Origin of the sequence: Flavobacterium jumunjinense (assembly GCF_021650975.2) — a bacterium.
Taxonomy (GTDB): Bacteria; Bacteroidota; Bacteroidia; order Flavobacteriales; family Flavobacteriaceae; genus Flavobacterium; species Flavobacterium jumunjinense.
On the sequence record NZ_CP091285.1, the window covers coordinates 759055 to 781080 of the forward strand.

The following is a 22026-nucleotide window of genomic DNA, read 5'->3' on the forward strand; positions in this document are numbered from 1 at the left end:
ATGGTAACTTTGTGTAACCTGCTTTTCATTAACATTAAATAAAATAACATGAAGTATCTATTATATCTACTTTTCCCAATTATAACTTTTGCTCAAGAAAAGGCAGTACTAGTAACGTATAAAGCTATTTATAATACTGAATTGCCGACAACAAAAAATGGGTATTTGTACATAAGTAATGATCAAAAAAAAACAATTTATTTCACTGAAAATATAAAAAAAACAGGAGAAGAAAAAGGCAAAGATATTGATGTAACCATTAAGTTAAGTTCTGGAAAGCGTCAATTTAATCATTTTAATTATAAGAATGATACTTTAATTACAAGAGATGATATTTTGAAAGAGAGTTTGCTGGTTAAGGAGAAGATACCTCATTTTAATTGGATTCTTTCAGATGAAAGCAAGGATATAGATAGCGGTATGCTTTATAAGGCTACATGTTATTTTAGAGGAAGAAACTATATCGCATGGTATTCTCCAACCACACCAATAAAAGCTGGACCATGGAAATTTCAAGGTTTACCCGGTCTAATATATGAGATATACGATGAAACCAGAAGATACAACTGGGTATTAGTACAGGTAGAGCATTCTAATTTTAATTTTAATTCTGAAGAGTTAGCATATAAAGAAAAAGAAACCATATCGATAGAAGAATATGCTCAATTAAAATTTAACAATAGTAATAGTCTAGATGAAAAAATATTGTCAAAATTACCTAGGGGTGCAAAAATAGTAAATCAAAAAACTTTTAGAACAGGTTTTGAAATAAAATTTGAATGGGAAGAAGAAGTAAAGTAATAATAAACTTTAGTCTTACAATTTTAGCGTTTTTTTCTTTACAAAATAGTATTTTTTCACAAACTACTATTCTTGGAACAGTGAGAGATGGCTACGATCCATTGTATTCCGCAAGTATCATTTTAAAAGACAGCTTGTCTAATGCTATTATAGGCTATACTTATTCTGATGACAATGGAAATTATGAACTAAAAACAAGTAAGATTGGTCAATTCAATTTAATATTTACCTCCCTTTCGTATGAAGCTAAAACAATTCCTTTGGTTATAGATTCAAAACAAACGGAAATTAAGATTGATGTGGTTTTAAATGAAAAACCAATGAATTTACGAGAGGTAATTGTAAAAGCGGACTTGCCTATGACTATAAAAGAAGATACTATTTCTTTTAAAACAAAATACTATGCAAAAGGCAGCGAACAAACTGTTGAGGAATTGCTGAAGTCAATACCTGGGGTCGTTGTAAATTCTGACGGTACTATAAAAGTGGGTAATCAAGAAATCGAAAAATTAATGATAGATGGTGATGACCTTTTTGAAAAAGGATATACCATTCTATCTAAAAATATGCCCGCTTATCCCATTGAAGAAGTTGAAATTTTAAAAAATTATTCTAATAATCGCCTTTTGAAGGGTGTAGAAGAAAGTAATAAAGTAGCTTTAAATTTGAAATTGAACGAGAAATCAAAACGCATTTGGTTTGGCAATATTGAAACTAGTATTGGTAATAATAGCTTTTATCAATTGAAAGGTAACTTAATGAACTTTGGTAAAAAAAGCAAATATTACTTCCTTACTAACTTGAATACGATTGGATATGATGCAACAGGCGATATTGAAAATTTAATACGCCCCTTTCGAATTGATGAACCCGCAAGTATAGGAGACAATCAAAAAATAAACTCATCATTATCTTTATTACCACAAAATATTAATTTTAAACAAAGTAGAACTCATTTCAACAATGCTAAACTACTATCTTTTAATACTATTTTTAATCCAACTGAAAAACTAAAATTAAAAACACTTGGCTTTTTGAATTGTGACCAATCCGATTTTTTTAGAAACAGCCTAGACTATGTTAGTGTTAACAATACAAATTTTATAAATACTGAAGACTACCAACTACGCAATAAAAAAAGAATTGCCTTCGGTAAATTAGACGGCACTTATACGATTTCCAAAAACAAAACGATAGCAATAACTACAAAATATAATAATGGAAATTTTAATGACGGTTCTAATTTACTTTTTAACGACAATTCTATTATAGAAAATTTGGAACATCAAAACAGCCTTTTTGATCAAAAAATAAGTTACACTAATAAATTTAAAGAAAAAAAAGTATTTCTTTTAACAGGACGTTATATAGATGAAAAAACACCTCAAAATTATAGTGTAAATCAATTTTTATTTCAAGATTTATTCCCAACGATTCCTACTGCAAATACTGTAAAGCAGCAAAACACTAATCAAATGCAATTTGCAGGAGTGAATCTACATCTATTAGACAGAAAAGATAAAGGACATTTATTTGAATTACAACTAGGGAATGAGTTTAGAAAAGATAGATTATCGACACTATTCTCAATTTTGGAAAACAATACTACAGTAGAAAAACCTGTAGGGTATCAAAACAACACAACCTATATGGTCAATGATTTGTACTTAAAAAGCAAATACCTTTTTAAACTTAATACTGTTGGTTTTACAGGTAAATTAAATATACATCAACTTTTTAATCGATTAGAAAACAACAAAAATTTCAACCGTCAAAATCCTTTTTTTATTAACCCTAGTTTAGGGTTTGATTGGAAAATAAATAGTAAAAATAAAATAGTATCTTCTTATTCTTACACTACTACGAACGCAAAAGTATTGGATGTTTTTAGCGATTATTCATTAATAGGTTTTCGTTCTTTTTCGAAAGGGACTAACAATTTTAATCAGCTAAATGCTTCAAGTATTGTTTTTAATTATCAGCTAGGGAATTGGAGCGACCGTTTTTTCGCAAATATGTTCATTTTGTATAGTAGGAATCATGATTTTTTTTCAACAAACACATTACTGAATCAAAATTTCACACAAGCTGATAAAAGGCTAATAAAAGACCGTGAATTTTTAAGTTTTAATTCTAAGCTAGATTATTATTTTAAATTTATAACTTCAAACTTAAAATTAGATATTGGTTACACAAAAAGTGAGTTTAAAAATATTATAAACAATTCCAATTTAAGACAAGTAACTTCCAATAACTATAATTATGGTCTGGAACTACGTTCTGGATTTAAAAGAGCATTTAATTATCATGTTGGGACAAAATGGACAACAACAGAAATAGAAACAACTACAAATATTGCCTTTACAAACAACACCAGTTTTTTGGATTTGTCATTTGTATTTAATAAGAGATTTGATTTACAATTACAATCGGAACGTTATTACTTTGGGAATTTACAAACAGACAATACTTATTATTTCTTGGATCTTGACACACATTATAAACTATTAGAAAACAAACTAACTCTCGGTTTATCTGGAAAGAACTTGTTCAACACACAAAGTTTTAGAAATTTTTCAATTAGTGACATTGGAACATCAATGACAGAATATAGATTGTTACCTAGATATGTTTTATTAACAATGGAGTTGCGATTTTAAGAAAAGAATTCAAAAATTTTCTTATATATCTTTAAAAGTAATATTAAATTCAAATTAAGCATTGGAAATCCATTAATTAAACGCGACTTATATCTATTTTATACCCCAATATGAACACTTATTTTTCTTTTACAAATAGCACTTTTAATTGCTATCATAATTATCATTTACTATCTCGTACGAATAATTATAGCAATGATTAAAATTTTGAGAAAAACATCAAAAAATAACCAAGGTCAAATCCCTATAGAAAAAAGATATTGATCGCTATACAGCCTAAGTATTCCTATCTCGGTCGCATTCCATTTTTAAAACCTGTGACATTATCAAATCCAAACGAAAAACGTCACAATTTCTGTGACAAAGTGAAAAAAATATATATTTTTGTCACCGCTACTTGTAATAGACCAATAGTATACTAGAGCAAAAAAAATGCCAAAAGGGATTAATTGGTATCGTTAATAAACGCCACCTAAAAACTCCAACCCGAATAATCGGTCTTTGCTTCCAATTCATTTTATAAAATTTTAAAAAACAAACCATTACACCTCTTTTAATTCTTTCATAAAATAGGACGGTTTTATTCCGGTTCGCTTAAAAAACGCTTTCGAAAAGGACTCCGAAGTATTGAAACCTACCTCTTCGGCAATCGCAGCAATGGTATATTTGCGCATTTCTTTATTATTTTTCAATTCCACTACAGCATGGTCTATTCGCAAATCATTAATATAATTGGAAAACGATTTCTCTTTTTTTGCATTAATGACAATCGATAAATATTTTGAATTGGTCTCAAGTGCAGTTGCCAAATCACCTATTGTGAGGTTTGGTTTTAGATACTGTTTCTCATTTTCGAAAACTACAATTTGCTTTAAAATAGTAGTAACAATATCATCTGGAATTCCTAAATCTAAATTTGGTTTTTCTTCCTCTACTTTCCTCTCCTCTTCATTTAAAGCATCAATCTTACTTTGCTGCATTAAAGCATCAAAGCGTTGCTTATATTGTTTTTTTTGTTTGGCTAGATGTTGCATTACAACCAAACTCAACACTACTGTTAAACCAAGAATACCAATTATCCAATAATTTGCTTTTTTATCATTATGTAACCCCTTAATAATAGTCTCTTTCTCTTGCATTAAATGAGGTATATCGTAATCTTTCTGTAACTTCTTCGTCAATTCTTTATAATTAACTTGAAAAGTGCTATCAATTCGCATTAATCTATTTAGATAATATAATTGCTTTTCCTTATCTCCATTTTTTTTATAATGTTCAATTAGAAAATGATAGCCATCTACAAATTCAGGAGTTATATAATTTAATATTTTATAAATACTATCTACTTTTTCATAATTCTTAACAGTATTTTTAATTTGTTTTAATCCTTGAAATGATTTTGCATAATAATAATATGAAGCAATTTGATTCATTTTATTATCCTCATCTATCATTATAGAAATGGCTTTATCGATACTATCAATTGCGACTTCATAATTTCCTTTCAAGCATTGAGTAGCACCCTCATTTAAAATAAAACACCCTTTAAGTCTTTCGTCATTTAATTTAAATGATTCTTTGTATCCTATGCGATTATAATAGGTTGAAGAATCTAATTGATTTAATGCTCTGTGGGCATCAGCAATAGCAAAATTTACATTTAAATATGTTTCATAATATTTTAGATTTCTTTCTTTATTCTTTTTATAAAAAACATAACATTCCCTATATAATTGTAAAGCTTCCTTGATTTCACCTAAATCCTCTGATTTTATTAAAGCAATTGAAAACTTAGTCTTATAAAAATATTTTAAATTATTCCTCTTTTTCGCCCAGTTTTCTGCCTCTATATAATTGTCTATTGCCGATTTATAATTATTTTCCTCTTCAAATTTTATAGCTTTTTCAGAATAAGCTATCATCAAAATTTTTTTATCATTTATTTTTTTTGAAAAAATGATAACACTATCTAAATACTTAATAGCTTTATATGAATCATTCAAAAGAGATTTCATATAATAACCTTTAGCTAGCATAAGATCATTTCTTTCTTTCTTGGCTTTTTTTAAAAAAAAATCTGAATATATTTTTTGAACAACAATATTGTTTTCATTATTATTAAAACCTAGCTTTAATTCATCATAACTCATTTTTATCAAGTCTTTTTCATTCACTTGAGCATTCAAAAAAGAGAAAGAGAACAAGGAAAAGAAGAAAAAATAAATAAAATACCGTTTCATGTTTATAAAATGTTGTTTGGCGACAAAAGTACCCTATTTCAAGACGTGGCAAAGGTTTTTTGTCTCAAAATTCTTAATTTACGTGTCGTAATTCATGAATGTCGAGTTACTTTGTTTGCACAAAACTAAAAACACCTGTAGTTTTGGTTTCAGAAATAAGAAAGATTTTGTTTCCTGTTTAACGGCAAACGAAACAGCAACAATTAATATCTTTCTACAATTTCTAAAAATATAGATTGGGTTCATTGGTTTGGTTTTTCCATAATAGAAACATAGATGAAGATTCTCAAGAATTGCGTTACAAAGGAGAAAAAATAAAAAGTAGGCTATGTTTCTATATATGGTTTTTAAATAATGACATAAGTTTTGGAAGTAATTTTACTCAAAATTGGAATTGGTTCGAACCCTTAAATTAAAAATAAATGAAAAAATATATTTTACTTATACCACTTTTAGGAATTATTTCATGTAATACATACAAGAGAGATAAATTCACATATAATCAAGATAACAAACAATCTTGGATAGATTCCTATAAATATGAAGCTTTTTACGGCTGTATAAATGAAGGCTTAGAAAATGACAGTTTAAGGATATTATTAAAAAACAAAGATTTGCTTAATTCAAATCTAGATTTAAGTTTTTCTATTATAGATGAAGCAAGGTCATTTGGAAAGAAAATAATTAAAAATATGCCTAAACCTATAATAAAAATAGACAAAGGAGATGAAAGTCTAAAAAATAAAAATTTTATCTCTTATAATTGTTTAAAATACTATGCAAGTAAAGACTTAGACTCTATAGCTCATAAAGCATATAAAGATAAAGTCGAAAACAGCAAGTAAAGGCACTGGAAGTTTAACTCTATAAAACATTAAAAAATAGTATGCTAGGTGTATTAAAAATTTCAATGTACGTTATTTTTATAATAATAATTGCTCTCATTCTGAAAGCATTATATAAAATGACTAAAAAATAACAAAGTATTTATTCAGTTTACACTAAAGTTTTTTATAATAAATAAACATGAATACAGGTAAAAATTTAAAACAGCAATATAAATGGAAAAAGTAGTGGAACAAACAAGTTCGGGTCTCATAATTTGGCAAATAGTAACAATGCTAATTATTTTGTTTTTGTTCTATTTATTGTATCAGTTTTCTAAAAAAATAAATACTTACCTAAAAATAAAGTACCTAAAACAAAAATTAGATTCAGAAAACAGAAACAACGAATAAAGTTTATCGATATAAACCCAGTTTTAGTTCTTTAAACTAACATTTAATATACAACATCCTTTTATTGAATGTTAGTCTATCTATTATGTGTTTTTAATTATACTATTTTAATGCGTTTAGTCTACAAGCTGGTTTAAAATAAAAAAGTAGGCTCTGTTTTTATATTTGGTTTTAAATAAATAAGAAAAAAAATGATTACCACACAAGTATTACAAATTGTCTTAATAATAACATTACTAGTGATTCTCTATTTTTTAGTGAAACTATTTAGAAAAGTTTTAAAGTTATTAGACAGCCATAATAAGGAATGAGAAAAGAAAAATACTACTGTTATCTATTTTTCTAAAAAACATAGTCGGCCACTATTCGGGATTGTTTCAGCTGTTTGTAACCCGTATAAAAAAACGAGCATTACTAGGAATTGGGTAGCTTTCTAAAACAACACTACCAACAAAAACAAAGAAACGGTTGACTTTGCTTTTGTTTGCTTGAAAAAATCAACCTATAAAAAAAACAGCCATACCTTAATAAATGTTTTGACGAACACAAAGTATGACTGTAATTAATTTAAAAATACAATATTATGAAAAAATTAGCATTTGGCTTAGTTGCTACCGTATTATTTTCTTTAACAGCAGCTGCAAACAATACAGAAGTTGTTAATCCTGTTCAAAAAGAGGTTAGAACTTATGTTTTAGATGGAAAATCGTATTCTTCTGAAGAATTCAGCAAATTAGGTGCTGAACATTTCGAAGTAGCTAGACCATGTACTGTTACTACTACTGTAACAGTACAAACACCTGCAGGTCCAGAAACATTTTCAGAAACTGTAACTTTTGACGCATCAATTGTTGGCTGTTTATTAGCAAAAGCAGCAGCTTTCATTGCTGGTCTTTGGAACCCTAGTGTATAATTCACTTCATACGAGTAGCTGAAACAGCTACTCGTATTTTTTATATTTAAAAACAAACAACAACATGAAAAAAATTATCATTCTTCTTTGCTTCATCACTTTTGGTGCATTTAGTCAGTCGCAAAGTGGTACAATAAACTACACCTTTATTGCAAAAGGGACTACATTAAAAAGCACCTTATTGTTTAACAAAAACGAGAGTATCTATGCTGTACTAATAAATAAAAAAGGAAAAGGAGTTGATGTTAAAGCCGATGAAGAAAACTCTAATGAAGAGGAAGGCGATTTAAAACTAAAAATAGAAATTAACCCACACGTAAACATGCCGGATGCTTTAGGCCTATTAACCGACCTGAACAATAACATTATTATAGATCATAAATATTTCACTAAAGGAATAAGCGGAAAGGAATATGACACCTTATTTGTGAAAGACAAAGCAAAAAACATTGCTTGGGAATTGCATGAGGAAACTAAAAAAATAAATGCTTTTACGTGCCAAAAAGCCATAGGACAATTTAGAGGACGAACCTATACTGTTTGGTTTACCTATGAAATCCCTGTGAGTGCAGGACCATGGAAATTGAATGGATTACCCGGTTTAATATTAGAAGCTAGCGAAAGCAAAAAACAGTTCTATTTTTTCGCTGATAAAATAGCATTAAGCACTAACGAAAATACTATTGAAAAAGAAAAATTCTTGCATCAAAATTATAGTACACCAATAGAAGAAAGAGAAAAAATGATTGCTAGTATGGAGTCTATAGGTGAAGAAATAACGGCAAAAATGAAATCGGCTTTACCAAGAGGCGTAACCTCAACCAGTACTCGCAAAGCGAATGATAAAATTATAGCCGATAAAGATCAACTTGAAATTAACTTTGATGATATTAGCACGAAAAAATAGTTTTACTCTACTCGTATTCGCTTATGGTTTGTCCTTGTCTTTTTCTCAAACAATCCTTAAAGGAAAAATAGTAGACGAAGCCAACCAACCGATAAGCAATACGAATATTATCCTTAAACCAGAAAACGCAGCAAACATTGTGGCTTATGGATATTCTAACACCGAAGGTCTTTATGAATTAAAAACCACTAAAACAGGAAACTTTGTGCTTAGTTTTTCTACCTTAAACTACGAAACTATTTCCTTGCCTATTTTGCTTTCTGAAAAAGAAACTACCCTTGAAAACAACATCCGTTTAAAGTATCAATCTATTGAGTTGAATGAAGTTATTATTGCTTCAGACAGACCAATTGTCATTAAAAAAGACACCATTGTTTATGATGTTAAGGCTTTTGCACAAGGCAATGAAGAAGTGGTAGAAGATTTATTGAAAAAGATTCCTGGTATTACTGTAGAAAGTGATGGAACTATAAAAATAGGGAATCAAGAAGTAGAAAAAGTGATGGTAGATTATGATGATTTTTTCGAAAAAGGCTACAAGGTCTTAACAAAAAATATGCCCTCTAGTCCTTTGGAAAAAATAGAAGTATTACAGCACTACTCCAATAACAAACATCTTAAAGGCATTGAAAACAGCAATAAAGTTGCGCTCAATTTAAAACTGAAAGACGATGCGAAACGACATTGGTTTGGCACTGTGCAAACAGGTTATGGCTTAGCTTCTGAAAACCGATATGAGGTTAAAAGCAATGTGATGAATTTTGGTAAAAAAAATAAATACTATTTCTTAACCAGTTTAAATAACATTGGAGAAGATGCTACTGGAGACGTTTCTAATCTAATTTATTCTTATGGTGACGAACACATTGGCGACAATGAAAGAAACAGCACCTTAATGAGCCTCGATGCTTCTGTGCCGCAATTAAAACAAAAGAGGGTTAATTTTAACAATGCCGAATTAGTTTCTTTGAATAGTATTTTTACCCTATCTAAAAAAATGAAACTAAAAGCACTGCTGTTTTTAAACAAAGATGAGAATCGCTTTTTCAGAAATAGTTTTCAATCTTTTTTTGCCAATAATACCGTATTTGAAAACACAGAAAACTATACATTACAAAAAAACATACTCATCGGGTTTGGTAAGCTCGACTTTAATTATGACATTTCTAAAAACAAAACCTTACAAGTGGTTAGTAAGTTGAATGCCAATAGCGATAAAAGCAGTAGTAATTTACTATTTAATGATGATTTGCTAAATGAGCGGTTAACGAGTAAAAACCAACTCATTGATGAAAAAATTATTTTCACTAACAAACTAACAAGTAGTAAAGTGTTCCTCCTTTATGGGCGCTATATTAATGAAAAAACGCCACAAGAGTATCAATTGAATCAGTTTTTATATGCTGATTTGTTTCCTGCTTCTACCGCTAATGCTGTTGCACAAATAAATGAGAACAAAATGTCGTTTTATGGTGTGGAAGCGCATCTATTAGATCGAAAAGAAAAGGGAAATTTATTAGAACTTAAGATAGGGAATCAATACCGAAAAGATGTTTTAAATTCTAATTTTCAATTAAAAAACGACGCTTTAGCCATTGAAGAACCGAGTTTATTTCAAAATAAAACAAGCTATAGTACTAACAATTTATATCTTAAAACAAAATATAATTTAACCTTTAGAAAAACAACAGTGTTTTCTGAAATTAATTTTCATCAACTTTTTAATGCGCTAGAAAAAAACACTAGCACTACAAAGCAAAATCCATTTTTCATTAATCCGAAAATTGGCTTGGAATGGTTAGTAAATACTAAAAATAAAATACAAGCTTCCTATGCGCTAAACAGAACCAATGCAAGTATGCTTACTATATATGATGGCTATATTCATGCAGGGTTTCGTTCTTTCAATAAAGGAACTGGAAACTTCAATCAATTAGATGCGAGTTCTTTCCTTTTTAATTATACTTTAGGAAACTGGGGCGAAAAGTTTTTTGCCAATACATTTGTTTTATATACTAAAAACCATGATTTCTTTAGTAGCAACTCAATCATTTCTCAAAACTATGCGTTGGCAGAACAAATCATTATTAAAGACAGAGCATCCTTAACGATTGCTTCCAATTTTGATCGCTACTTTAAATCGATTGCTTCTAATTTTAAAATAAAAATAAGTGGCACAAAGTCCAACTATAAAAATGTTGTTAATAATTCCGACATGAGAGAAGTAACGAATTATCAATTCAATTATGGACTTGAATTGCGCTCTGGTTTTAGAGGACTTTTTAATTACCATATTGGTACGAAGTGGAATTTTAACGAAATTGAAACAACTATTAAAAACAATTTTACAGATAATACTTCTTTCCTTGATCTTTCTTTTGTTTTTAATAACCGTTTTAATCTGCAACTGCAATCGGAACGTTATTACTTTGGCAACTTGGACGCAAAAACAAACACCTATTATTTTTTAGACATTGAAACAAAATATACTGTTAAAGAAAACAAACTTTCTTTTTCTCTTTCAGGGAATAATTTATTCAATACTGCTATTTTTAGAAGTTATAGTATTAGTGACATCAGTACTTCTAAAACAGAATACAGATTGCAACCTAGATATGTACTATTAAAAATGGAGTTCCGATTTTAATGTCATTTATTACATGAATTTACTGCAAAACATTAACTAGTATAATTCTAAGTTTCCATCATTTTTAATCCATTAATTAAACGCAACTTATACCATTTATCACTTGAATTTACTGTAATAAAACGCCCTTTTTTCCTCGCTATTTCAATATAAAATAAAAACGTAACGATGCTATGCTTTGATTTTCTATTCTATATCAAGAAAAAAATCATCATTTTCTTTTACAGTAAATTCAAATCATAACTGGTATTATATTTATTTTATAACCCAATATGGACACCTATTTTCTTTTACAAATAGTACTTTTAATTGCTATTATAATTGTCATTTACTATCTCGTACGAATAATTATAGCAATGATTAAAAATTTTGAGAAAAACATCGAAAAATAACCAAGGTCAAATCCCTATAGAAAAAGATATTGATCGCTATACAATCTAAGTATTCCTATCTCGGTCGCATTCTATTTTTAAAACCTGTGACTTTTTTTGTTGACAAAAAAAAATGTCACAGATTTTGTGACATTATCAAATCCAAACGAGAAAAGTCACACTTTCTGTGACAAAGTGAAAAATAAATATATTTTTGTCACCACTACTTGTAATAGAACGATAGTATACTAGAGCAAAAAAAATGCCAAAAGTGATGAATTGTAAACTATCAATAAACACAACCTAAAAACTCCAACCCGAATAATCGGTCTTAGCTTCCAATTCATTTTCTAAAGCATCCTCTAAAGCCGGAAAAAAATCAATCCCAGTAAGTGCTTCAATTTTATCTACAGAAGTAATAAAGCTATACAACGGCTTGTCCGATTTTTCATGAGGCAGCAAAAAGCCAATCATTTTCTTTCTATCGCTAGACAAAAGCACTTTATAGAAATATTTCGGTACAGCAACATTTTCATAACCAATAGTTTCAAGATCCTCTGTTAAAACACCACCCGTAACCACATACAAACTATCTTGTTTTTTTGCCCAATAGCGCACTTTTTGCTCTAATCGGTTCCAAATACCCGCATTAAAATCATAATCCTGAGGTGAAATATTAGAGGTGAAAAACGTATCTACATAATCATCATAAGAAGCCCTTCGGTCTCCTGCTGGGCAAAGATGCCCTTTATTATATCCAGATTTTTTATAATTTCGCCAATGTGCAGCACCCGTAATTATTTTTGGATCCACTTCAAAATAAGGGCGTTTATAGTCTGAATTTGTAATATCATTTGTATGCAACACATACGCAACCCATTCTGCCTGTTCATACTCTTCTGCATAAGACAATGTATAGGTTTCCCGCTCATAAACAGCACCCGTCGTATTGGAAGGTAAATAATCAAATTTTACAGTTGTACTTCCTTTTTCCACTGCTGTATCTTGACCAATAGGGACGCCCTCTCTACAAGAATATAAAATTATTAGTACACCAACCAAAATAGCTCCTTTACAAATATTCATCATTTAATACATTTATCTATCTTTGTAAAGATAAACTTTAATAAAAAAGTATGAAAACGAAATTTATATTATTATTACTTGTCCTTGGTTTCCAATTTTCTTTTGCACAAGAAGTGGTTACAGACAGTGTTGCTGCACCAACAATGAAGACAGAAAGAGAAATGCAGCTTGAAAAGCAAAAAATTAAAGAAGAGAAAGAACGTCTTAAAGCAGAAGAAAAACAAGAAAAAGAATTAGCCAAAGCCGAAAAGGAAAAAGAAAAGGCAGAAAAAGAGCTAAAAAAGGCAGAGAAAAAAAGAGAGAAAGCAGAGAAAGAAAGAGAAAAAGCCGAAAAAAAAAGACAGAAAGAGCTGAAAAAAGAGGAGAAAGAAAAAGCTAAAAAAGAAAAGGCTAAAAAAGATGTAGAAAAAAGAAAAGGAAAAATTGACAAACAAAGAAAAGACATCGATAAAGACAAAGCTAAATTTGAAAAACTAAAAATTAAGGGAAAACTTAGTCCAAATGATGAATTGAAATGGAGAGAAAAAATCCTTAAAAAAGAAGAAAAACTTAGAGACTATCAATCTGATTTAGAAAAAGCGCAGAAAAAAGCCAACAAACTAGATTAAACGATATTTCTAAAAACAAAAAAAAGTCAAAAGGACTAAAATACTTTTGACTTTTTTTATACGCTATTTTCACTGCGAGCCATTTCAAGCCGTTCCTAGTTTCTTCAACTGTTTTAAATGCGCCATTCCAGCATCAAAAATGGTGATATTCTCTCTATAAGGAACGCCAAATTCTTTCGCAGTCGCTTTAACAATTCGAGTTAAAGCAGGATAATGAATATGACAAATATCCGATCGTAAATGATGAATAACATGCACATTTAACCCACCGAAAAACCAATTCGCCAAAGGATTATTAGCAGCATAATCGGCTGTAGTTTCAAAAACATGATACACATAGTTTTCATATTCTTTTTTAGATTTCGGATATGTAGTTGTATCAATAATATGTGTTGTTTGAAAAGTAAAAGACATAATAATACCAATCATAAACAAAGTAACACAGAAAGTAAACACAATAAAATACCAACTAAAAGGAAGTATATATAGTGGTATAAAAAGCATATAACTTAAATATAGAAATTTACCCATAAAAAGAATAACCCACTCTTTTCGACTGTGTTTTTTGTTTTTCAGGTGTATGTTGTTTTTTGAAAAAAAGTATTTATAATCTTTTACAAAGACATAATAAAACAAATAAGAACCATAAATTACAAAAGAGTACAAATGTTGGTATTTGTGCATTTTTTTTCTCTTTTCATGACTTGACAATCTAAAAAAACCAGCCGTTTCTAATGACATGTCTTCCCCTTGAATATTCAAACAAGCATGATGTCCTCTATGGTGCATAAATCGCCACATATAGGTATTCACTCCTAAAAGATCATAACTATAAGACCAAAATTTATTAATTTTTTTGCTTTTAGAAATCGCATTATGCAAAGCATCATGACCCACATTGAACGAAAAAAAGATATGCCCCATACCATGAAAAAGGTATACTGCAAAAAACTCCCATTTGGTTAATGGTAAAAGCACAATAACAAGATAGGACAATAGCCACCACAAAGTACCCGTAGCGATCTTTAAATGCATTGCCCAATTGCTTTTTATAGAACAATTATTTTCTTTAAAATAATCATTAATTCTAGTTTGAATCGTACTCACGAACAAAGCAGAATTAGTACTATCTGACGTATTCATTATATAACAATTTTGATGGTTTAATCCCTTTTGTGGTTAACAACAATTGATATATTTCCTACTTCTATACGCTAAAAACTTTTTTTCATTTCTTTACAAAATGAAAATTAAATCCCGCAGACTACGGTCATTCATCGTCCTCAAGGAACAACCTCTTTTAAACAATACAACAGCTATAGTTATACTCTAATACCATTTATTACTTAAATTTACTAGTCTAACACACTCAAATATAATTATTTATTTGATTCTAAAAAAATAAAAGAACAATCGCTACTCGTTCCAATGGAGTATGTATCACTAAAAAGAACAAGTCAATAGGACAAGAAATAAATGCGCTACAAAAGTAATACCATTTATCATTTGAATTTACTGGTATAAAATGGATACAAAAAGAAAAAGCCAGCATTACTGCTGGCTTTTAAATAATATATCTTTTAAATATTAAGCTTCAAAAGGAACTATTGAAACAAAAGATTTATTATCTTTTTTCTTTTGAAATTTAACAACACCATCAACTTTAGCATGTAAAGTATGATCTTTACCCATGTAAACATTTTCACCTGGATTGTGTTTTGAACCTCTTTGTCTAATAATGATGTTTCCTGCAATTGCAGCTTGACCACCATAAATCTTAACACCTAAACGTTTCGATTCTGATTCTCTACCATTCTTAGAACTACCGACACCTTTCTTGTGAGCCATGACGTTTTAAGTTTTTTAGTTAATATTAAAAATTAAACAGCTTTACCACCGTTTAATTCATCTTGTAATTTTTGTAATTCATCCCATTTTCCGTCTGCAGCTAATTGAGCTTGTTGTGCCCAAGTAGTAGGATCTAAATGAGAAAGTTTTGAAGTAGACGCTTCTAGAACTTCTTTTACAGAAGCAGCACTAGCATCAGCTAATTTTGCAAATGTATCAAGTCCAGCAGCAACTAAAGCCTCAGCAGCTTTAGGTCCAACACCTTCAATTTTCTTTAAATCATCACCTTTTTTAGAAGCTTTAGCTTTTGGAGCTGCTTTTTCTGCTTTAGGAGCTGTTTCTTTTTTAGGAGCAGCCGCTTTTTTCGGTGCACCAGAAGATACAATTCCTTCAATGATAATTTGAGTCAAAGATTGTCTATGACCATTTTTCTTTTTGTAACCTTTTCTTCTTTTCTTTTTGAAGACGATTACTTTGTCACCTTTAAGGTGTCTTAAGATTTTTGCTTCAACAGAAGCTCCATCTATAGCTGGGGCGCCTAGAGTTACAGTACCATTGTCATCTAACAAAAGAACTTTATCGAAAGAAATTGCATTTCCTTCTTCTTCTGGTAAACGGTGTACATAAACCTTTTGGTCTTTGCTTACTTTAAATTGTTGCCCTGCTATCTCTACGATTGCATACATACGAATATGAATTAAGTTAATTTTTCAAGTGTGCAAATATACAACAAATTATCAACCGAGCAACTGCTACCTATAAAAAATGAATCAAAAATAAAAAAACCTACTTAAAAGTTAAAAAAAATAATACTAATGTGTAACAAAATTCGGAAATTGCGTCTAATTTAGACAATAACTCAAATATTAACTTATGAAAAAATCTTTAATGGCCTTAAGTACAGCCCTAATGTTAGGCGGAGCAACTTATGCCCAAAAAGTAACATTTGAAGAATATGATTTAGCAAACGGATTACATGTTGTGCTTCATCAAGATAATTCAGCTCCTGTAGTGATCACTTCTGTAATGTATCATGTTGGAGCAAAAGACGAACAACCAAATAGAACTGGTTTTGCACACTTTTTTGAACACCTTTTATTTGAAGGAACAAAAAACATTGAACGCGGAGAATGGTTTAAGCTTGTTACTGCTAATGGAGGAAACAACAACGCCAACACTTCAGACGATAGAACTTATTATTATGAAGTTTTCCCTTCTAACAATTTAGAATTAGCGTTATGGATGGAATCTGAAAGATTAATGCATCCTGTAATTAACCAAATTGGTGTAGATACTCAAAACGAAGTTGTAAAAGAAGAAAAACGTTTAAGAGTTGACAACCAACCTTATGGAAACATTTTCAAAGCTGTTAAACAAAACATGTTTAAAGTGCACCCTTACCGTTGGACTACAATTGGTGAAATGGCACATTTAGATGCTGCTACTCTTGACGAATTTAAAGCTTTCAATCAAAAATTCTACATTCCAAACAATGCAGTTTTAGTTGTAGCTGGACAATTTGAAAAAGATAACGCAAAGAAATGGGTTGAACAATATTTCGGACCTATCAAAAAAGGACCGGCTATAGACCGTAAGACTTTCAAAGAAGAACCAATTACTCAAGAATTCAGAACTTCTTGGGAAGATCCAAATGTTCAATTACCAATGGTAGTTGCTAACTACAGAACGCCATCAATGAAAACAAGAGACGCTAGAGTGCTAGACATGATCTCTTCTTATTTATCAGACGGAAAAAGTTCTAAATTATACAAAAAAGTAGTTGACGAGAAAAAAATGGCACTTCAAATTGGAGCATTCAACAACAGTCAAGAAGACTATGGAATGTATTTAATTTATGGAATACCAATGCAAGGGAAAACTGCAGATGATTTAATCAAAGAAATCGATGAGGAAATCACTAAAATTCAAACCGAGTTAATTTCTGAAAATGATTATCAAAAATTACAAAACAAATTTGAGAATCAATATGTAAACAGCAACGCAAGTGTTGAAGGTGTGGCAAGTAATTTAGCTACTTACTACCTTCTATATGGTGATATTAATTTAATTAACACCGAAATAGACATTTACCGTTCTATTACTAGAGAAGAAATAAAAGAAGTGGCAAATAAATATTTAAATTCAAACCAAAGAATGATTTTAGATTATATTCCAGCTAAAGACAAAACTCAAAACTAAGATTGAAGATGAAAAAATTTGTATATATAGCCGCTAGTTTATTTTTAACAATAACAATGCAAGCACAAGACAGACCACAACCTAAACCAGGACCTGCTCCTTCTATCAACATAAAAAAACCTGAAAGTTTCACACTTAAAAATGGTTTAAAAGTTTTAATTGTTGAAAACAACAAATTACCACGTGTATCGTATACTTTAACAATGGACAATCCTCCTTATGCAGAAGGTGCAAAAAAAGGAGTATCTGACATTTTAAGTGCAATGATTGGTAACGGAACCGAAAATATTGCTAAAGACAAATTCAACGAAGAAATTGATTTCTTAGGTGCAAATATTAATTTTTGGGCAAGCGGAGCATCTGCAAATGGTCTTTCTAGATATTCTAGTCGTTTATTAGAATTAATGTCAGACGGAGCTTTAAATCCTATTTTTGTTCAAGAAGAATTTGATAAAGAAAAAGCGAAATTAATTGAAGGATTAAAATCTGACGAAAAAAGCGCAACTGCAATTGCAAGTAGAGTTGAAAGCTTACTTACTTATGGTAAAGAGCACTATAATGGTGAATTTACAAGTGAAGAGACTTTGAAAAATGTAACTTTAGACGATGTAAAGTTAAACTACAACACTTATTTTGTACCTGGAAATGCTTATTTAGTAATTGTTGGTGATGTTGACTACAAAAAAACCAAAAAAGAAGTTGAAAAACTGTTTGGAAAATGGAAAAAAGCAACGGCTCCACAACTTACTTATTCAAACCCTATAGACGTTCAATACAGTCAAATTAATTTTATTGATGTTCCAAACGCAGTACAATCTGAAATTGCTGTTGTGAATCTTTCAAAATTAAAAATGACAGATAAGGACTATTTTGCTGCTATACTTGCTAACCAAATTCTTGGTGGTGGTGGAGAAGGAAGATTATTCTTAAACCTACGTGAAGCTCACGGATGGACTTACGGATCTTATTCTTCTTTAGGTTCTGGAAAATACATTAACAAATTTCGCTCTGGTGCAGCTGTAAGAAATGCAGTAACAGACAGTGCGGTTGTTGAAATTTTCAACGAGTTGAAGAAAATTAGAAAAGACTTAGTTTCTGATGAAGAATTAAGAAATGCAAAAGCAAAATATGTTGGAAACTTCGTAATGCAAATTGAAAAGCCTACAACAGTAGCACGTTATGCATTAAACAAAGAAACGCAAAGTTTACCAGATGATTTTTATGAAAACTACATTAAAAACATCAATGCAGTAACAGCAGAAGATATTAGAAATGCAGCGAACAAATATTTCTTAGCAGACAACTCTAGAGTAGTTATTGTTGGTAAAGCTTCTGAAGTATTACCTTCATTGGAAGTAATGAGTAAAAAAGAGAAAATGCCAATTTTCTATTTTGACAAATTCGGAAACAAAACTGAAAAACCAGTCGTTAAAAAAGAAATTCCTGCTGGCGTAACGGCTCAATCGGTTTTAAAGAAATATATTGAAGTTATTGGTGGTGAAAAAGCTCTAAATAATGTTAAAACAACTGCAATGTTTTCAAAAGGAACAATTCAAGGACAAGCCTTAGATTTAACAATTAAAAAATCTATAGGAAATAAAATGTCTTTTGTAGTTTCAGGAATGGGAATGGAATTAGGCGGAGTTAAAACTAATGGAACAAAAGCATTTGAAATACAACAAGGTCAAAGAAAAGAAATTACCGACGCAGAGAAATTAGATTACATAATAAAATTTGCTTCACCATTTGCAGAATTTAATTTATTAAACGAGGCTAATTTATCTTTAAGTATTGAAACTATAAAAGAGTCTGATGCTTATGCCATAAAGAATGGTAAACACACTTACTTTTACGATGTTAAAACAGGATTCAAAGTAGCTGAAGCTAATGAAATTGAACAAGCGGGTCAAAAAATGACACAAACTACTTATTTTGAAGATTACAAAGACGTTAAAGGAATTAAATTCCCATACAAAACAATCATGAATGTAGGTATGGACATTGAGTTTACAACTTCTGAAGTAAAAATCAATGAAGGGGTTACAGATAAAGATTTTGAATAATCACAATAATATACATTACATTAAAAACGCTCCAATTGGAGCGTTTTTTTTTATTTTTTATCATAAGAATGCGGAACAGAAATAGCGAGAAAAAGGGTGTTTTATTACAGTAAATTTAAGTGATAAAACTAATACCAGTTATGATTTGAATTTACTGTAAAAGAAAATGATGATTTTTTTCTTGATATAGAATAGAAAATCAAAGCATAGCATCGTTACGTTTTTATTTTATATTGAAATAGCGAGGAAAAAAGGGTGTTTTATTACAGTAAATTCAAGTGATAAATGGTACAACACTCAATAAAAAAGGTTGTCCCACTACAGGACAACCTATTCATTTTTAAAACATTTCATCTATAAAGTCGCTTTATGATTTGTAATTACTGTTATAAAAGCATTCACCTCTTCTAGTTCTTTTGTTACACGCTCAAGGTCTAATTCTTTTTCTAACAAAGCAACAGCTCCATAGCTTTCTTTACGATTTTCAAGTACGAATTTTTTATATTCTAACTTTCTTTTGTTTTTAATTTGATCCTCTTTTGTTGGACCATCTGGCAACACGCTTATTACAGTGTCTATGGCTGATATTTCAGCAATAACCCCTTGCAATATTGCCTCTACCTCTACCGAAGTATCTTCATACTTCGAAGTTAAACGCTCTTCCGAAAGCTTTTTGAATTCTAATTCTGCTTTCTCTTTCCCTGCCCATGTTAATAACACGTCGCAATCTGCAACTTGTGTTATACTGCTAATTGAGTAACTCATAATGTAAAAATTTAATGATTAATATTACTAGCAGTACTACAAACAAAATGCCATTGTGTGCCAAAGTTTTCGGTTTTAAGTCAAGTTTAACTATTTGTAAGAAAAAATATAATTATACGTTAATTTTTATACTAAAACCTACAAGCTTACGTTTTTACTGGATTTGCAAAACAGGTATGGAATTAATTTATTGCGTGTTGCTATTAAGCAAAATAGCCTATTATTTTTATTAGATGATTTAACTTGCTTTTTCTTATTTATTATTATTTTATAAGTATTCGATGATTTATGGTTCAAAACTGCAAAGCACATCATGAGTTCCTTATAAAAAATACTGGTTTAAGTATTTATAAATTATTCATTAATAGTAAATTAACTAAATACTGTATTGATTAGACCTCAAAATCAGGAGACTTTTCGGAGCAGAAAAATTAGAAATTCATAAACGTACTTTAGTTTTAGAATATTTTGTCGTTACACCTCTTATTAATAAGCAAAAATATTTCCTTTTTTCTCTAAATTTGACAAACGAAAAAACTGCCCAATTTCACTTAGGCAGTTTTAAAAAAATTCAACAAAATGTGTTTATTTTGAAGTAGTTGCTGCTTTAATGGCTGCTTCTATTTTTCCAAAATCATACACATAAAAGTTTTTTGCGTCATTCATTGCTACGAATATTCCGTTTGAAAATTTACTTCCTAATGGTGTTGTTACTACATCGCAACCATCTGTTTCTAATGTAGTTAAATTAAGTGCTGTTAGGTATTCATTTGTCGCTCTATCAAAAACATTGAATTGTCCTCTTTGTTGGTCAGAAACAATGATGTAGCCTTTTTTACTAGCTGTTTTTGCTATGGCAATTCCTTCAATATCACTTTCAAATTTATCCAATCCAAAAACAGCTATTTCTTTATTTCCTTTTTCTGGTTCTGCATGGTATTTTCTTACGCCATGTTGTTCGTCTGAATAATAAATATAACCCATTTCGTTATCTACAGCGATAGCTTCAATTTCTTTTTTACCGCTAAAGTTTCCGAATTTTCTAACTAATTTTAAGTTTGTTCCTTCTGTATTTGCTACTAATTCATATTGGTACAAATAATTTTCTTTAGGTCCTGTTTTTCGCCCTACTATAAGATATACTTTTTGGTTTATAGGAGAATGATAAATAGCAATTCCCATTGGTGCTTTAAATTCAGGATTTGTTTCGTCTTCAAAAACTTTAAAACCACCATTATCTAATGGTTTCATATCGGGTACCGAAAACACACGTACTTGATTTTTTTCTCTTTCGGTAAACGCAATAATATCTACTTTTGTAGAATCATTAATAGTGAAACCATAGGTTAAATCAATATTATTAGGTCTTTCAATGTTTCTAATGGTTTTGTCTTCTATAATTTTTCCGTCTAAATCGAATGCATAAATAGCTCCGTTAGTTTCTTTATCAGTTCCAAAAATAATACTTTTTGAAGCGTCGGTTGGGTTTATCCAAATGGCTGGGTCATCAGTATCGTTTATTGTTGTTTCAGTTATTACGTCTGGTTTTAAAATAGTCCCATTTGTTTTTTCTTGGCAACTATATAATGCAATGATAAGGGCTGAATATATTATTTTTTTCATTTTTATTTTTATTTTTTATTAGGATTCCCTTTTATAAAAAGGATTTTGTTTTACTTT

Annotated in this window: 17 protein-coding genes; 10 read left to right on the forward strand and 7 right to left on the reverse strand. The window is 29.8% G+C overall.

All coding sequences use genetic code 11. The features are described from left to right. Positions 1-48: 48 nt before the first annotated feature. A complete protein-coding gene (locus tag L2Z92_RS03700) occupies positions 49-801 on the forward strand; it encodes a GLPGLI family protein (protein ID WP_236457504.1) in 753 nt (250 codons plus the stop codon). Beyond that, positions 780-3461, forward strand: a complete 2682-nt coding sequence (locus tag L2Z92_RS03705; RefSeq protein WP_236457505.1) for a carboxypeptidase-like regulatory domain-containing protein — start codon at positions 780-782, stop codon at positions 3459-3461. Before L2Z92_RS03700 ends, L2Z92_RS03705 begins: the two co-directional genes overlap by 22 nt. 542 nt (positions 3462-4003) lie before the next feature. Here L2Z92_RS03705 and L2Z92_RS03710 read toward each other — a convergent pair. Further along, a complete protein-coding gene (locus tag L2Z92_RS03710; RefSeq protein WP_236457506.1) occupies positions 4004-5701 on the reverse strand; it encodes a helix-turn-helix domain-containing protein in 1698 nt (565 codons plus the stop codon). Positions 5702-6123: 422 nt separating this feature from the next. On the opposite strand from L2Z92_RS03710, the gene L2Z92_RS03715 reads away from it, so the two are divergent. The 5 genes from L2Z92_RS03715 (at position 6124) to L2Z92_RS03735 (ending at position 11406) form a co-directional block, all read left to right on the forward strand. Further along, positions 6124-6546 (forward strand): hypothetical protein, encoded by a 423-nt coding sequence (locus tag L2Z92_RS03715; protein ID WP_236457507.1) that lies wholly within the window; start codon positions 6124-6126, stop codon positions 6544-6546. Between the two features lie 216 nt (positions 6547-6762). Next, on the forward strand, positions 6763-6939 hold the full coding sequence (locus L2Z92_RS03720) for a hypothetical protein (protein WP_236457508.1): 177 nt from the start codon (positions 6763-6765) through the stop codon (positions 6937-6939). Between the two features lie 583 nt (positions 6940-7522). Continuing rightward, complete coding sequence (locus L2Z92_RS03725; protein WP_236457509.1) at positions 7523-7852, forward strand: hypothetical protein; 330 nt, start codon at positions 7523-7525, stop codon at positions 7850-7852. Between the two features lie 64 nt (positions 7853-7916). Then, a complete protein-coding gene (locus tag L2Z92_RS03730; protein ID WP_236457510.1) occupies positions 7917-8759 on the forward strand; it encodes a GLPGLI family protein in 843 nt (280 codons plus the stop codon). After that, positions 8737-11406 carry a carboxypeptidase-like regulatory domain-containing protein gene (locus L2Z92_RS03735; RefSeq protein WP_236457511.1) on the forward strand — a complete coding sequence of 890 codons (2670 nt, stop codon included), beginning with the start codon at positions 8737-8739 and terminating at the stop codon, positions 11404-11406. The genes L2Z92_RS03730 and L2Z92_RS03735 overlap by 23 nt, the downstream gene beginning before the upstream one ends. Before the next feature lie 674 nt (positions 11407-12080). Here the strand turns inward: L2Z92_RS03735 and L2Z92_RS03740 are convergent. Further along, positions 12081-12863: a DNA/RNA non-specific endonuclease gene (locus tag L2Z92_RS03740; RefSeq protein WP_236458903.1), complete on the reverse strand. Its 783-nt coding sequence runs from the start codon at positions 12861-12863 to the stop codon at positions 12081-12083. A 50-nt stretch (positions 12864-12913) separates the two neighbouring features. Between L2Z92_RS03740 and L2Z92_RS03745 the strand changes: the two genes are divergently transcribed. Continuing rightward, positions 12914-13471: a hypothetical protein gene (locus L2Z92_RS03745; RefSeq protein WP_236457512.1), complete on the forward strand. Its 558-nt coding sequence runs from the start codon at positions 12914-12916 to the stop codon at positions 13469-13471. 84 nt (positions 13472-13555) lie between these two features. Here L2Z92_RS03745 and L2Z92_RS03750 read toward each other — a convergent pair whose 3' ends face one another. The 3 genes from L2Z92_RS03750 to rplU all read right to left on the reverse strand — a co-directional run bounded on the left by L2Z92_RS03750 (position 13556) and on the right by rplU (position 16005). Further along, positions 13556-14614: a fatty acid desaturase family protein gene (locus L2Z92_RS03750; RefSeq protein WP_236457513.1), complete on the reverse strand. Its 1059-nt coding sequence runs from the start codon at positions 14612-14614 to the stop codon at positions 13556-13558. Between the two features lie 444 nt (positions 14615-15058). Further along, the gene (gene rpmA, locus L2Z92_RS03755; RefSeq protein ID WP_236457514.1) at positions 15059-15319 is read right to left on the reverse strand and encodes a 50S ribosomal protein L27; all 261 of its coding nucleotides are present in this window, start codon (positions 15317-15319) and stop codon (positions 15059-15061) included. Positions 15320-15351: 32 nt separating this feature from the next. Beyond that, positions 15352-16005, reverse strand: a complete 654-nt coding sequence (gene rplU / locus L2Z92_RS03760) for a 50S ribosomal protein L21 (RefSeq protein WP_236457515.1) — start codon at positions 16003-16005, stop codon at positions 15352-15354. Positions 16006-16192: 187 nt separating this feature from the next. On the opposite strand from rplU, the gene L2Z92_RS03765 reads away from it, so the two are divergent. Both L2Z92_RS03765 and L2Z92_RS03770 read left to right on the forward strand, forming a co-directional pair. Then, positions 16193-17518 carry a M16 family metallopeptidase gene (locus tag L2Z92_RS03765; RefSeq protein WP_236457516.1) on the forward strand — a complete coding sequence of 442 codons (1326 nt, stop codon included), beginning with the start codon at positions 16193-16195 and terminating at the stop codon, positions 17516-17518. Between the two features lie 8 nt (positions 17519-17526). Beyond that, the gene (locus tag L2Z92_RS03770; RefSeq protein ID WP_236457517.1) at positions 17527-19581 is read left to right on the forward strand and encodes a M16 family metallopeptidase; all 2055 of its coding nucleotides are present in this window, start codon (positions 17527-17529) and stop codon (positions 19579-19581) included. A gap of 354 nt (positions 19582-19935) precedes the next feature. Here the strand turns inward: L2Z92_RS03770 and L2Z92_RS03775 are convergent, their stop codons facing one another. After that, a complete protein-coding gene (locus tag L2Z92_RS03775) occupies positions 19936-20346 on the reverse strand; it encodes a hypothetical protein (protein WP_236457518.1) in 411 nt (136 codons plus the stop codon). Positions 20347-20931: 585 nt separating this feature from the next. Next, complete coding sequence (locus L2Z92_RS03780) at positions 20932-21969, reverse strand: phytase (protein WP_236457519.1); 1038 nt, start codon at positions 21967-21969, stop codon at positions 20932-20934. Between the last annotated feature and the right edge of the window lie 57 nt (positions 21970-22026).